Source organism: Flintibacter sp. SJQ-8 (assembly GCF_054108085.1).
Genome location: NZ_JBPJWR010000001.1, coordinates 39,812 through 53,489, shown reverse-complemented (window position 1 = coordinate 53,489; position 13,678 = coordinate 39,812). Strand labels below are relative to the sequence as shown.

The window sequence follows — 13,678 nt, the reverse complement described above, 5'->3', positions numbered from 1 at the left end:
ATCATTCTTTTCCCAGCCGCTTTAACACGGCCCGCTCCAGCCTGTCGCCATAGAGCATCCCCAGCACGAATATCATCACCCCGGCAAGGCCGATCAGGACCATGGCCCACAGGGGGATGGACAGGGAGGCACCGCCCAGGGCGCTGGCGAACAGCAGGCCCCAGGGCCGGGTGAACAGGGCCAGCAGGGCAAAGCGGCCAAAGGTGATGGGGGTCAGCCCTGCCAGGATGCACAGCATGTCGTCGGGGAAGTAGGGGAGAAGAAAGGCCAGGGCCAGGAAGACGGTGGTCTTCTCCCGGATGACCTTTTGATACTTCTCCGCCAGCTTGCGGCTGACCACCCGGTCCACAAAGTCCCGCCCCAGGGTCCGGGCCAGCCAGAACACCAGCAGAGAGCCAGCCATCACCGCCCCATAGGTGAGGAAAAAGGCGGGCCAGGTGCCGAAGAGCAGACCTCCCGCCGCCGCCGTCAGGTTGCTGGGGATGGGGGCCAGCACCACCGACAGCAGCTGCACCACAAAAAAGGTCAGGTGGGAATAGGGGGCGCTGCGGTCAATATAGGCCCGCAGGGCCGGGATAGAAGTGCAGGCGGCAAAAAATCCGCTGCGAGATAAAAACAGCCCGCCCGCCCCCAGCAGGAGCACCGTAAGAGCCAGAACGGCCCATTTCTTTTTTTGTTTCATCATACGCCCTATTCTTTTAGTCCAGCTCAATATCCAGCAGCACCGGGCAATGATCGCTGCCTTCTACGTCGCTTAGGATCTCGGCCCGGCGGATCTTGTCCCGCAGGCGGTCAGAGACGATGAAGTAATCGATGCGCCATCCGGCGTTGTTCTGGCGGGCGTGGAAGCGATAGGACCACCAGGAGTAGGCCCCGGTGACGTCGGGATAGAGATATCGAAAGCTGTCGGTGAAACCGGAGGAGAGGAGGGTGGTCATCTTCTCCCGCTCCTGGTCAGAGAAACCGGCGTTCTTCCGGTTGGTCTTGGGATTCTTCAGGTCGATCTCTTCATGGGCGACGTTCAGATCCCCGCAGTAGATGACCGGCTTGGTCTTGTCCAGACTCATCAGATAGTCCCGCAGGTCGTCCTCCCACGCCATGCGATAGTCCAGGCGCTTCAGGCCGTCTTGAGCATTTGGGGTGTAGCAGCAGACCAGATAGAACTGGTCATACTCCAAAGTGATGAGCCGCCCCTCGTGGTCGTGGATATCCTTGTCCATGCCATAGGCCACGTTCAGCGGTGCGTGGGTGGTGAACACCGCCGTGCCGGAGTAGCCCTTTTTCTCCGCGGAGTTCCAGAACTCCAGCCAGCCCTCGCCCAGGTCCAATTGGGCCTGGCCCTGGACCATCTTGGTCTCCTGAAGGCAGAGAAAGTCGGGGGACTCCCGGCGGAAAAAGTCCAAAAAGCCCTTGTTCAGACAGGCCCGCAGGCCGTTCACATTCCAGGAAATCAGCTTCATAGAAAATATCCTCTTGTTGCAAAAAAATTTTGTCCACATTATTATACGTATCCCGGCCCCGCGGGGTCAAGAAGCAATTGCAATCTTTCGTCCGATTCGGTATAATAAAGGGGATTTTAGTCCGATAAAGGAGTGTTCATCATGCGTGAAATTTCTCTTCCTCAGGGTTACAGCTCCCTGCTGTCCGTCTATGAGACGCAGAAGGCCATCGGCCTGCTGAAGCGGCTGTTCGCGGACAAGCTGTCCGGTGCTCTCCGGCTGCACCGGGTGTCCGCCCCCCTGTTCGTCTCCGCCGAGACCGGCCTGAACGACGACCTGAACGGCGTGGAGCGCCCTGTCTCCTTTGATATCAACGGCGTGAAAGAGACCGCCCAGGTGGTCCACTCCCTGGCCAAGTGGAAGCGCATGGCCCTCAAGCGCTATGACTTCCAGCCCGGCGAGGGTCTGTACACCGACATGAACGCCATCCGCCGGGACGAGGAGCTGGACGCCCTCCACTCCGCCTATGTGGACCAGTGGGACTGGGAGAAGATCATCACCCGGGAGGACCGGAACGTGGCCTATCTCCAGCAGACGGTGAAGTCCATCGTCCAGGCCCTGGCCGACACCCAGTATTTCCTCCACTCCGTTTTCCCCCAGCTGTCTGTGCTGCCCCGCATGACCACCGACATCACCTTCATCAGCACCCAGGAGCTGGAGGACCTGTACCCCGACAAGACCCCCAAGGAGCGGGAGAACGCCTTTGTGAAGGACCACCCTGTCACCTTCCTCATGGGCATCGGCGGCAAGCTGCACTCCGGCAAGCCCCACGACGGCCGCGCCCCCGACTATGACGACTGGGACCTGAACGGCGACCTGCTGGTCTGGGACAGCGTGAACGGCCAGGCCCTGGAGCTGTCCTCCATGGGCATCCGCGTCAGCCCCGAGAGCCTGGACCGCCAGCTGACTCTGGCCGGCTGCGACAACCGCCGGGAACTGCCCTTCCACAAGCAGCTGCTGGCCGGCGAGCTGCCCTATACCATGGGCGGCGGCATCGGCCAGTCCCGGGTGTCCATGTTCCTGCTGGGCAAGGCCCACATCGGCGAGGTGCAGTGCTCCATGTGGGACGAGGCCAACATCGAGGCCTGTAAGAAGGCGGGCGTGACCCTGCTGTGAGCGTAAACTCCGCCCCGGGCCGCCGCCAGGAGAGACCTGAGAGAGTCAAAAAGGGGAGACGGGGCGCGCCCGTCCCCTGGCTCATCGCCGTGGCCCTTATTCTGGCGGCCTTTGCCGGGTTTCTGTACTATCTGCTCCAGCCCGTCACCTTCACCTATCGGGGCATGACCATGGAGGCCGTCCCCGGTGTGGCGGTGAACCGCTATGACCCCGACGGGTTCTATACCGACGAGAAGGGCCGGGTGCAGTATACCAGCAAGGGAGCCTCCGCCCGGGCGGGCATCGACGTGTCCTATTCCCAGGGGGACATCGACTGGGCTGCCGTGGCGGCGGATGGGGTGGACTTTGCCATCATCCGCCTGGGCTACCGGGGCTATACCCAGGGGGCCATCCAGACGGATAGCTGCTTCTATCAGAACATCCAGGGGGCTCTGGATGCGGGGCTGGACGTGGGAGTATATTTCTTCTCCCAGGCCATCACCCCGGAGGAGGCCCGGCAGGAGGCCGACTATGTGCTCTCTCTGCTGGAGAGCTATCCTATCACCTGCCCCGTGGTCTATGACTGGGAGCCCATCACCTTTGCCGAGGGGGCCCGCACCGACCAGCTGGAGAACGAGGTGCTCACCCAGTGCGCCGCCGCCTTCTGCCAGCAGATCGCCCAGGCGGGCTATACCCCGGCGGTGTACTTCAACCAGGAGATGGGCTATTTCAGCTTTGACCTGAAGGAACTCAGCCCCTTCCAGTTCTGGCTGGCCGAGTACGACAGCTACCCCAGCTTCTACTATGGCTTCACCATGTGGCAATACACCCACGAGGGCCGGGTGGACGGCATCCAGACCCCCGTGGACTGGAACCTGGATTTCAGCGGGCTGAAACGGTAAGCAGTACAAGACACGGACCTGCCGGTTTTTGGGCGGGTCCGTGTTTTTCTCTGCATGCCAAACTGACCCTATAGAATTTTCTTAAATTGGTCCTTAAAACAGTATCACTTCAGGCGTAGAATAGAGGAAAAATTGAGAGAGATGAGTGATTTCTATGTCCAGTGTATCTGATCTGCGCAAGAACCAGCCGGTGAAATGGCTGACCGTTACCGCCATGCTGATGGCTTTGAATATCGCCATGAGTTCCTTCGGCGTCCCCGTGCCCGGCGGGCACCTGTATCTGAACGACGCCGTCATCTGCACCGCCGCCATTCTGCTGGACCCCCTGGGGGCCTTCTTTGTGGGCGGCGTGGGCGCGTTCTTGGGTGACTTTTTCTTCTATCCCGCGCCCATGTTCGTCTCTCTGGTGACCCACGGGCTTCAGGCAGTGGTGGTCTCCCTGTGTGCCCACAAGCTGTCCAAGGAGCACCGTGGCCGTGCCGCCCTGGTGGGCGTGATTTTGGGCGTCATCATCAATGTGGCGGGCTACTCCGTGGGCCGGGCCCTGATGTATGCCACCCCCGAGGCCGCCATGCTGAAGTTCCCCTTCCAGGTGTTCCAGGCCACCTTCGGCGCTGTGGTGTCCATGCTGCTGTGCTTCAAGGCCGGGCTGCTGACCTTCTGGGACAAGTTTTCTCAGCGCTGAGTGATTTTCAAGAAAAGACCGCGGAGCGGGCGAGGGGCCTGCTTCGCGGTCTTGTGCTATCTTGTCATCTTGTCAACGGCACGGCTTTTTGCTATGCTTTTGGTGTGACAGATCAAACGACGACAAAACACAGGAGGTTTTGATCATGGACAGAGCGGAACAGACCAAGCAGACGTTAACGCAGCTTTATGGCCGGAGCGACAGCCCCCTGGCGGGGACCGACCCGGAGTTTGCCGCCATCAAGACGCGGCTCATCTACGGTGAAGTTTACGCCGAGGAGAAGCTGAGCGCCAAGCTGCGGGAGCTGGTCATCTTAGTGGTGGCCACCACCAACCAGACCATGGACGAAGTGAAGCGCCACACCGCCGCCGCCCTGGCCGCCGGGGTCAGGCCGGAGGAGGTGCGGGAGGCCGTGTACCACTGCGCCCCCTACATCGGCCTGGGCAAGGTGGAGAACGCCGTGAAGGCCATGGACCAGGCGTTTGCGGAGCATGGGGTGGCCCTGCCCCTGGAGAGCGGCCAGACCGTCACCGAGGAGAGCCGCCTGGCCGACGGCATCGCCGCCCAGAAGTCCATCTTCGGCGACCACATCGACGCCATGCGCTCCGCCGCCCCGGCCAACCAGAAGAACATCCAGGACTATCTGTCCGCCTATTGCTTCGGGGACTTCTACACCCGCAAGTTCCTGACCATCCCGGAGCGGGAGCTGCTCACCTTCGCGGTGCTCTCCGCCCAGGGGGGCTGCGAGCCCCAGGTGAAGGCCCACGTGGGGGGCAACGCCGCCGTGGGCAACGGAAAGGAGACTCTGCTGGCGGCCCTGACCCTGTGCATGCCCTATATCGGCTTCCCCCGCACCCTGAACGCCCTGGGCTGCATCAACGCCGTCCTGCCCGAGGCCGAGGGCTGAGAGGGGCGCGCGCCATGGAGTACACCAAGCTGGGCCGCACCGACATTGAAATTTCCAAAGTATGCGTGGGCTGCATGAGCTTTGACAAAGCGGGCACCATGCACGACTGGACCCTGGACGAGGGGGCCACGGAGGAAGTGGTCAAGCACGCCCTGGACGTGGGGCATCAACTTCTTCGACACGGCCAACGGCTATTCTGCCGGGACCAGCGAGGAATATCTGGGCCGGGCTTTAAAGAAGAACGTCAGCCGGGACAAGGTGGTCATCGCGTCCAAAGTTTACTTTAACCCCGGCAGGCTGTCCCGCCAGGCCATCCACCGGGAAATCGACGGCAGTTTAAAGCGCCTGGGCACCGACTATCTGGACCTGTACATCATCCACCGCTTTGACTATGACACCCCCATGGAGGAGACCATGGAGGCCCTGAACGACCTGGTGAAGGCGGGCAAGGTCCGGGCCTTGGGAGCCTCGGCCATGTATGGCTATCAGTTTTACAACATGCAGCTCATCGCCCGGGACCACGGCTGGGCCCGGTTCCAGGCCATGGAGAACCACTATAACCTGCTCTACCGGGAGGACGAGCGGGAGCTGATCCCCATCTGCAAACAGATGGGCGTGAGCCTGATGCCCTACAGCCCCCTGGCGGCGGGACACCTCACCCGGAGGACCTGGACGGCGGACACCCTGCGCAGCCGGACGGACCGGGTGGCCATGGGGAAGTATGACCGGACGGAGGAGCAGGACATGCCCATCGTGGCCCGGGTGGCGGAGCTGGCGGACAAGCACGGGGCGAAGATGCAGCAGATCGCCCTGGCCTGGCAGTGGCCAGAGGGGTGGCGTCCCCCATCGTGGGGGCCACCAAGGCCCGCTATCTGGATGACGCGGCGGGGGCCTTGGCGGTGCGCCTGACGGAGGAGGAACTCTCTTACCTGGAGGAACTCTATCGGCCCCACCCCATCGTGGGGGCCATCGACCACAACCCGCCCCAGGGGGTCATGCTGCTGGACGAGAAGAAGTAAGGCGGCGTTTAAGTTTTGTTTAAACCCGGCGGACCGGATGTGTTATAATGGCCGTGATTTAGATCGTCGAAGGAGGTCTGGCCATGACCATCAAAAAACAGCTGGCCCGCTCTCACATCGCCATGGTCCTGATCCCCGTGCTGGCGGCGGGGGCGCTGCTGGTGCTGGGACTGGGGCTGACGCTGGTGCTGCTGGACCGGGCGCTGCTGGCCCGAGTAACGGCCAATCTGCTGGACAACAGCCGGAAATACGGCGGGCGGGAGAACGTCCGCGTGGCTATTTCCGCCCGGGCGGCGGGGGAGCAGGCGGAGCTGGCCTTCACCGACAACGGCCCCGGGGTGCCGCCGGAGCAGCTGCCCCGGCTGTTCGACCCGTTTTACCGGGGAGACGCCGCCCACCCCAAGCTGCTTCAGACGGTGTGGGGTGTGGGCTATCGCCTGGGCCGGACGGCAAGATAAAACAGAAAACGCTCACGGTGTAGCTGGAAAAGCGCGCCGTGAGCGTTTTGTTTCTTGTTTGGTTTAGGTTGCGGGAAACAGGGGGACCAGCCCCTGGTCAGTGAGGTCAGAGATGGCGTAGCGGCCCCGCCCGCTGTGCTTGGCGGCATAGAGCACGTCGTCCGTCTGGGTGTACAGCGCCTGCACGTCCTGAGGGAAGGAGAAGCGGCACACGCCGATGCTGCACGACACCGGCTTCTGCCGGGGCAGGACCCCGTTGATCTCGGCCAGAAAGCCGTCCAGCAGGGCGGTGAGCTGGTCTAACGCCAGGGGCTGCTCCACCATCACGGCAAACTCGTCCCCGCCCATGCGGCCCACTCGGCCATAGGGGGCAAAGCGCATCTCCAGCTGCCGGGCCACTTGGATCAGGACCTGGTCCCCGGCGGGGTGGCCATAGGCGTCGTTGATGGACTTGAAATAGTCCACGTCGGCAAAGAGAAACCAGCCCTGGGTCAGGCCGCCCTTTTGCTGGAGCCGCTGGCAGTGGTTCAGGAACATCCTGCGGCCCATCACCCCGGTGAGGCCGTCCAGCGCGCCCAGATACTCCCGATAGGACAGGTATTTGTACACCGCCATCAAAGACAGGGCCATGATCAGATTCAGGGACAGGGCAGAGGCCAAAAACTGGATCTGGAGATGGACCAGGTCATAGTTCATCTCGTCGGTGAGGACCAGGCCGTGCTGCCCCAGCATATAGCCGATGCGCTGGGCGAAATAGATGACCGACGCGGCGGCAGCGGCCACCAGCATCAGGACGAAGATGGTCCAGGCCCGATAGAGCCGCCGGTCCCACTGGGAGTCGTGGACCGACTGGTCCACATACAGGCGGAAATTCTCCACTGCGGGCAGATGATAGACGTGCCAGGCCAGCTGAGACAGGACCACGCACACCAACGAGATGGTCACGTCGTTCAGATCCAGGCAGATCACCCGGGTCCAGCGGTAGCCCGTCTAGGGGAAAAAGGTCCCCATGGCCAGATAGACCAGACCGGCGTGGAGCTTGGAGGCCAGGGCGGCGGGCAGGATCATCCACAGCCGGGGGTGGCGGCGCTTGCGGCACCAGAGAAGGGCCAGGCCGATGAGCAGGGCGAACAGGGTGCGGGTGCCCACGCTGAGGATCAGGCTGGCCATCGGCGCCCCGCTGCGGAAGGGGGAGAACAGCTGGTCCATGGGCATCACATAGGAGGAGGACGCCTTGAACAAGCTGGCCAGGCCGAACACCGCCCCCAATACCGTGGCCTGTACAGGCCCCAGCAGACACCCGGCCAGAATGGGCGGGATATAGGCGAAGGTGATGGAGATGGGCTGCACATGGAGATAGCCCAGGAAGGTGAAGGACATCAAAAGCTCCACCGCGACCAGGGCGATGAAGAGATAGGTCTGAAATGAACTGCGGGATGGACGCGGCTCTGGCATAAAAACCGGCTCCCTTCTGAAACGTGGTTATATATTACACACTAGAATAGCCCATTTTGTAAAAAATGTCAAGATTTGCATCCGAGAACAGGCGCTTTTCTGATTTAGGAATAAAAAACCAGCCGCCCCAGTTAGGGGAGCGGCTGGTGGAAGAGAACTCAGTCCTTGTTCTTTTTCCTGCGGTCTGACAGGGTCAGAACGGCCAGACCGGAGCCGGACAGACCGGACAGAGCCAGCCACAGCAGGGAGGCATCTCCCGTCTTGGGCACATCGGCCTTGGGGACCTCCTCATCGGGCAGGTCGGTGAGGGGAACGTCCGCATCGGGGGCGGGCTGCTCAGGGGTCACATCCTCGCCGGGGAGGGGGGCCAGAGGAGTGGGCTCCTCGGGGATATCCACAGGGGGAGCGGGGGGCGTGGGATCGTCATCCCGGCCACCGCCGCCGCCGCCGCTAGGTCCGTCGGGGGCGGAGGTGGGGGTGTACGCCATGCTGAACTGCATGCCAAAGCGGAAGGCGGTGTCCTGGAAGGCGTTGTTGGTGGTCTCGCCGGCGATCTGGCTGGCGAGGGTATAGGTCCCGTCGCCGGACAGGGCGTCGGAGACCAGCTTGTTCATAGCGGCGTGGTCCTTCATCTGGTCATAGATGCTGGTGCCGTTGACGGTGAAGTTCACGCCATAGTAGAAGTAGTAGAAGGCCTGGGCCACGGTCTCGCAGGTCTCCGGCACGCCGGGCTGATCGCCGTTCTGATTGTCATAGTTGGTCAGGCGGGCAAACTCGGAGCCGGTCAGGTCCAGGAAGCTGTGGGCCAACTGGGCATCCTCGGCCCGCTGGCTGTTCAAAAAGTCCAGATAGAAGGGGGCCAGGTACTTCTGGGTAATCTGGGCGGGGGTCAGGTCCTCGCCCTCGCCGTAGCCCTTGGCAAGGAGCAGAGCACCGATGGCCTCGTCGCTGAGGTCCTTGTCAACACCCAGAAACTTCAGCGCATCATTCGCAACACGGCGGGGGATGGCGCAGAACTCGGTGCCGCCGTCGGGGATGGAGGCGGCGATCTGATAGCCGTCAAAGCCGGTGCCCAGGGACTGCTGGCCATCCACATAGCGGTCCACCGTGGCCGCAAAGGCGGAGTTGGCTACATACTGAAAATCCTTGCCGCTGTTGTTCACCAGCTTCACGTGATAGTTCATCACGTCGCCGGGCTGGATGGCGTTGTTGCCCAGGTGGGAGGCCCGTCCCATCAGCGCGGTCAGGGCATCGCTCAGGTTGATGTGGATGGTGTTGGGGGCACTGCTGCCGATGGTGACGGTCAGCTCGCCCTCAAAGGTGTGGGGCTTGCCGTCCACCGCGTGGACGCTGTCCAGGTCGGGCGTGACGGTCACGCCCTTGCTGGTGGGCTGATAACCGGCGGAGGGAACGGCGGGAATGGTGAGGTCATAGCCGTCCCGCAGCTCGAAACCGGCGGTTCCGGGCAGATACCACACGGTCATCAGAACAAAGGAGTCGGACTTGCCGGTGACTTTTACAAAGCCTTCGATCTGTTCGGCGGAAGCGACCTCACCATAGCACACACCGCCGTTTTGCGTCACAAAGTTTTTGGCATCGTCCAGAGAGCCGGTTTTAAAGCCGTCCTCGCCGGTCTTGCTGAACATATAGTTCTTCAGAACGCTCATGTCGGTGTAGCCGTAGCCACGGTAGGGGACAAAGCCCACGCAGACCCAGGTGCGGTCGGTCTTGCAGTTCTGCACAGAGCCGCTGTTGGAGAAGGGGAAGTCGATAAGAAAGCCATTGTCAGCGCCCAGCGCATCGTCGAAAGAGAGCGCCTGAGTTTCCAGGGAATCGAAGGTACAGACGGAGCTGTTGAGGGTGCCCGTCATGTTCGTTGCATCAGGTCCCTTGGCGTTGGCATAGTAGCGATAGCCCAGGTTCAGGCCGGCCAAAGTCACTTTTTCAACGACAGGGTACTTGGAGATGGTGGTGACGGCGGAGCCGCTGTCCACGGTCTGGGTCTGATAGTCGACGGTCCAGTCGACGGTCACCTCGTCGCCGGGTTCAACGGTGACGGTCTGATCCTCGCCCTCGCCAGAGACAGTTTTGGCAGTGACGGTGATGGTTTTGCTGTTGGGGCCCTTACTGGTCTGGGCAGGACCAAATAGGTCCAGGTTCATCTTCAGGGTGTGGGTATCCGCGTCAAAATCAGGCGACACCACGTTTTTAACAGAAACATCAGTCACGTTTTTGCTGAATTTCAGGAAGATAGCCAGGCCCTTTGCGGCAACCTTGTTGTTGTTGGTGACCTTAACAGTGTAGGTCAGCGATTTGCCGGCCTGAACAAAAGCGGGGGCGGTGAAGGTCACCTTTATGTTGGAGCATACCAGCTGGAGGGTCTCCTCGGCGGGCAGGGACTCGGTATAGCTGGCCCCGCAGGCGGCGCAGGTGTAGGTCATGGTGCCCTCGCCGCTGTCGCTGTTCACGTCAGTGAGCACGCCGGAGTCAAAGCTGCCGGTGCAGGCCACCTTGCCGTTTTCGTCGCAGTCGGGGCAGTCCACGGGGACCTCAATTTCGCCGGAGCCCTTACAAGTAGGACAGACCACGGCATCAGGGTCGGGAATCTCACCGGAGCCGGAGCAATTAGAACAGTCTATAGGATAAAGTTCATATCCCATGAAGCACATGGGATTATCTGTGCAGCCTTTCTCGTTGCAGATGGGGCAGACGTGGTCAAAATCCCAGGTGAGTACCTGCCCCTCGCCTTCACACTTGGGGCATTCGACCATATCCACCTCCGCCGGGCCTTCACAGTCGGGGCAGTCCTGGGTCTCGGTGATCTTGTGAGTTCCATTGCAAGTGGAGCAGGCGACGGGGTTATGCGAATGCTCCACCGTGGAGGTGTCGGTGTCCGCGGGGGGGGGGACTATTGTCCTCGTCAGCGAATGCGGTCACGCCCAGCAGGCTCATAGACAGGCTGAAGGCTGTGACCAGGGCTAATAGCTTTCTCAGTTTACGTTCCATCTTTCGTTTCTCCTTTCTTATTTTCAGGAAAATCGAAATATGTGGTGGCCGGGCTGGCATGGCGGCGGTGCCGCTTTAGCCCCCATGGCTTTGCGCCCCGGCGTTTCCGCCGGTTTGCCGTTTCAGTTATTTCCGGGGACCGGGAAATATTGTCCCCCGCTTTCTGAGAAAAGTATAGCACGCGGGGGTTACAAAACTGGTTACATCTTGTGGTTTTACCCGCAAAATTCCCCGAAATCGATAAAAATCCAGAATTTTGTAGATATGTCCTAAAAAGAACCGGGTTTTTGTGCAAAGTGGCAAAAAAACGCCCGCAGGCCGGAAAACACCGGTCTGCGGGCAGAAAATGCGCAAAAATAGGGGGAGCAGTTAGTTCCAAAAGTCGGTTTTTTCTTTCAGGCCGATGGAGGCGGCCTTGAACGCCGGGTCCTTGCCAGCCTTCTTCTGGGCCAGATAGTCGTTCAGGGCCCGCATGGCGGTGCCGCCCAGGATCAGGATCACGGGCAGGTTGATGAGGGCCATCACACCCATCAGCACGTCGGCCAGGTCCCACACCAGGCCGAACTTCATCTGCGCGCCCATAAAGACCACCAGACAGGCGACCACCCGGAACAGGTTCATGGGGGCCTTGCCCAGGGTGTGCCCGGCGATGTAGTTCAGGCAGCCCTCGCAGTAGAACAGGTTGCCCAGCAGGGTGGTAAAGGCGAACAGCAGCAGGGCGAAGGTGATAAAATAGGGGCCCACGGGGCCGAAGGTGGTGGACAGGCTGGACTGGACAAAGGGCGCGCCCTTCAGCTCCTCAGAGGGGATGATACCGGTGCACAGGCACATCATCGCGGTGGCGGTGCAGACCAGAATGGTGTCGATGAACACGGACAGCATCTGCACCAGGCCCTGCTTGACGGGGTGGGACACGTTGGCGGCGGCGGCGGCGTTGGGGGCGGAACCCACACCGGCCTCGTTGGAGTAGAGGCCGCGCTTGATGCCCTGCATCACGGCGGAGGAGCCGAAGCCCGCAGCCCCGCCGAAGATGGCCTTCACGTCGAAGGCGGCGGAGAAGATGCGCTGGAGCACCTGGGGCAGCATACCGATGTTCAGGATCATTACGATCAGGGCCATGATGATGTACAGCACGCCCATCACGGGCACCAGTACGCCGGTGACCTTGACGATGCGCTTGCCGCTGCCCATGATGCAGATGCCCACCAGAATGGCCAGCAGAGCCCCGCCGAGGACGGGGACCAGAGCGAACTGGCGGCCCATCAGGGTGACGGTGTGGGCATAAAAGCTGTAGCTGGACATGCTGTCGATGAGGTTGAAGGAGGCCAGCATGTTAAAGCCGCCGGCATAGGTAGCGACCAGGGCCACGGCAAAGACCACGCCCAGAAAACGGCTTTTTAAAGCGGCCTGGATATAATAGGAGGGGCCGCCATAGCTGCCGCCCTGCTCGTCCCGCTTTTTATAGATCTGGGCCAGGGTGCTCTCCACAAAGGCGGTGGCCCCGCCCACCAGGGCGATGAGCCACATCCAGAACACGGAGCCATAGCCGCCGATGGCGATGGCGTTGGCCACGCCCACGATATTGCCCGTGCCCACCCGGCTGGCGGTGGAGACCATCAGCGCCTCGAAGGCGGAAACGGCGTGCTTGTCGTCCGACTTCTCGCTGACCACCCGGATCGACTCCCCCAGCAACCGCAGCTGGACGAACTTGCTGCGGCAGGTGAAGTAAATTCCGGCGGCCAGCAGCAGGATGATCAGCAGATAGCTGTACATAAAGTTGCTGATGTTGGCGATGAGCCCGGCAAAGCCTGCGTACAACGCATCAAACATGATAATTTTCCTCGCTTTCTCTCTTCTTCTCTCCTAAAGTGTGTCCGGGCGGAAAAAAAGAGGCAGGCGTGGGGCCTTCCTCTTAAAAAATGTCCTCCCGGACATGTGACAGACATAGTATAGCATAACTTCGGTCATTTGAACAGCGTTTCTGGAAAATTTGAAAGAAACTCTGTATTTTTGTGAAAAGTCCTAAAAGAAAAGGCCGCCCCAGCGGGCGGCCTTCTGTCACTTCAAAGCGTGTGTTTAGTTCTCAACCCCGGCGGCGGCCATGACCAGGCCCAGCACCCCGGCGGTCTGCTCGGACCAGTCGGTGTTCACGTCGGCGCACCCAGCCTCGTTCAGCAGTTCCTCAGCGTCGTCGCTGAGCAGGACCTGGCAGTCGGCATTCACCAGGCCCAGCTGGGCGGCATACTCGGCGGCGGCGCTCTCGTCACCGGAGACGGTGTTCAGCATCTCGCTGACGATGACGTCGATCTCCTCCTGGCTCAGGGTGCTGGAGGAGGCCCAGTTCAGCAGGGCGGCGGCATAGGGCACGGCCTTCAGGGAGCTTCCGGCGCTGCCCACCTCCACGTTGCCCTTGATGTCCACCAACAGGGCGGACAGAACGTCGGCCTGCTGCTGTTTACCGTCGTTCTGGGCGGAGGAGCTGGAGGTGCTGGAAGAGGTGGAAGAACTGGTGCTGGAGGAAGTGCTGGAGGAGCTGCCCCCCTTGCTGCCGCAGGCGGCCAGGGAGAGCATCATGGTCCCGGCCAGGGCGGCGGCGGCCAGACGGCGGAGAACACTGCGATGCAAATTCATGTACATAAATCATACCTACTT

At 61.2% G+C, this 13,678-nt stretch carries 12 protein-coding genes, 1 pseudogene and 1 riboswitch; of the genes and pseudogenes, 6 read left to right on the top strand and 7 right to left on the bottom strand.

Going from position 1 to position 13,678, the window contains the following annotated elements; all coding sequences use genetic code 11:
* Position 1 precedes the first annotated feature (1 nt).
* The gene (locus tag ACSAMP_RS00250; protein WP_457799174.1) at positions 2-685 is read right to left on the bottom strand and encodes a TVP38/TMEM64 family protein; all 684 of its coding nucleotides are present in this window, start codon (positions 683-685) and stop codon (positions 2-4) included.
* Positions 686-698: 13 nt separating this feature from the next.
* A complete protein-coding gene (locus ACSAMP_RS00245) occupies positions 699-1,460 on the bottom strand; it encodes an exodeoxyribonuclease III (protein WP_441796038.1) in 762 nt (253 codons plus the stop codon).
* A 141-nt stretch (positions 1,461-1,601) separates the two neighbouring features.
* Between ACSAMP_RS00245 and asnA the strand changes: the two genes are divergently transcribed.
* The 6 genes and pseudogenes from asnA to ACSAMP_RS00215 all read left to right on the top strand — a co-directional run bounded on the left by asnA (position 1,602) and on the right by ACSAMP_RS00215 (position 6,565).
* Positions 1,602-2,615 (top strand): aspartate--ammonia ligase, encoded by a 1,014-nt coding sequence (gene asnA, locus ACSAMP_RS00240; protein WP_441796037.1) that lies wholly within the window; start codon positions 1,602-1,604, stop codon positions 2,613-2,615.
* A complete protein-coding gene (locus ACSAMP_RS00235) occupies positions 2,612-3,496 on the top strand; it encodes a glycoside hydrolase family 25 protein (RefSeq protein WP_441796036.1) in 885 nt (294 codons plus the stop codon). Before asnA ends, ACSAMP_RS00235 begins: the two co-directional genes overlap by 4 nt.
* Before the next feature lie 154 nt (positions 3,497-3,650).
* Positions 3,651-4,181 (top strand): ECF transporter S component, encoded by a 531-nt coding sequence (locus ACSAMP_RS00230; RefSeq protein WP_457799173.1) that lies wholly within the window; start codon positions 3,651-3,653, stop codon positions 4,179-4,181.
* Positions 4,182-4,326: 145 nt separating this feature from the next.
* Positions 4,327-5,088: a carboxymuconolactone decarboxylase family protein gene (locus ACSAMP_RS00225; RefSeq protein ID WP_457799172.1), complete on the top strand. Its 762-nt coding sequence runs from the start codon at positions 4,327-4,329 to the stop codon at positions 5,086-5,088.
* 14 nt (positions 5,089-5,102) lie between these two features.
* Positions 5,103-6,107: pseudogene (locus tag ACSAMP_RS00220) on the top strand (aldo/keto reductase).
* An 83-nt stretch (positions 6,108-6,190) separates the two neighbouring features.
* A complete protein-coding gene (locus ACSAMP_RS00215; protein ID WP_457799171.1) occupies positions 6,191-6,565 on the top strand; it encodes a sensor histidine kinase in 375 nt (124 codons plus the stop codon).
* A gap of 63 nt (positions 6,566-6,628) precedes the next feature.
* On the opposite strand, the gene ACSAMP_RS00210 is transcribed toward ACSAMP_RS00215, so the two are convergent.
* The 5 genes from ACSAMP_RS00210 to ACSAMP_RS00190 all read right to left on the bottom strand — a co-directional run bounded on the left by ACSAMP_RS00210 (position 6,629) and on the right by ACSAMP_RS00190 (position 13,663).
* The gene (locus tag ACSAMP_RS00210; RefSeq protein WP_457799170.1) at positions 6,629-7,534 is read right to left on the bottom strand and encodes a GGDEF domain-containing protein; all 906 of its coding nucleotides are present in this window, start codon (positions 7,532-7,534) and stop codon (positions 6,629-6,631) included.
* Positions 7,535-7,555: 21 nt separating this feature from the next.
* Positions 7,556-8,020, bottom strand: coding sequence for a hypothetical protein (locus ACSAMP_RS00205; protein ID WP_457799169.1), 465 nt, complete (start codon positions 8,018-8,020; stop codon positions 7,556-7,558).
* 158 nt (positions 8,021-8,178) lie between these two features.
* The gene (locus tag ACSAMP_RS00200) at positions 8,179-10,896 is read right to left on the bottom strand and encodes an LPXTG cell wall anchor domain-containing protein (RefSeq protein ID WP_457799168.1); all 2,718 of its coding nucleotides are present in this window, start codon (positions 10,894-10,896) and stop codon (positions 8,179-8,181) included.
* Between the two features lie 170 nt (positions 10,897-11,066).
* Positions 11,067-11,155, bottom strand: a riboswitch (cyclic di-GMP riboswitch).
* A 240-nt stretch (positions 11,156-11,395) separates the two neighbouring features.
* Positions 11,396-12,856 (bottom strand): alanine/glycine:cation symporter family protein, encoded by a 1,461-nt coding sequence (locus ACSAMP_RS00195; RefSeq protein WP_457799167.1) that lies wholly within the window; start codon positions 12,854-12,856, stop codon positions 11,396-11,398.
* Between the two features lie 246 nt (positions 12,857-13,102).
* A complete protein-coding gene (locus ACSAMP_RS00190; protein ID WP_457799166.1) occupies positions 13,103-13,663 on the bottom strand; it encodes a hypothetical protein in 561 nt (186 codons plus the stop codon).
* Positions 13,664-13,678: the final 15 nt, after the last annotated feature.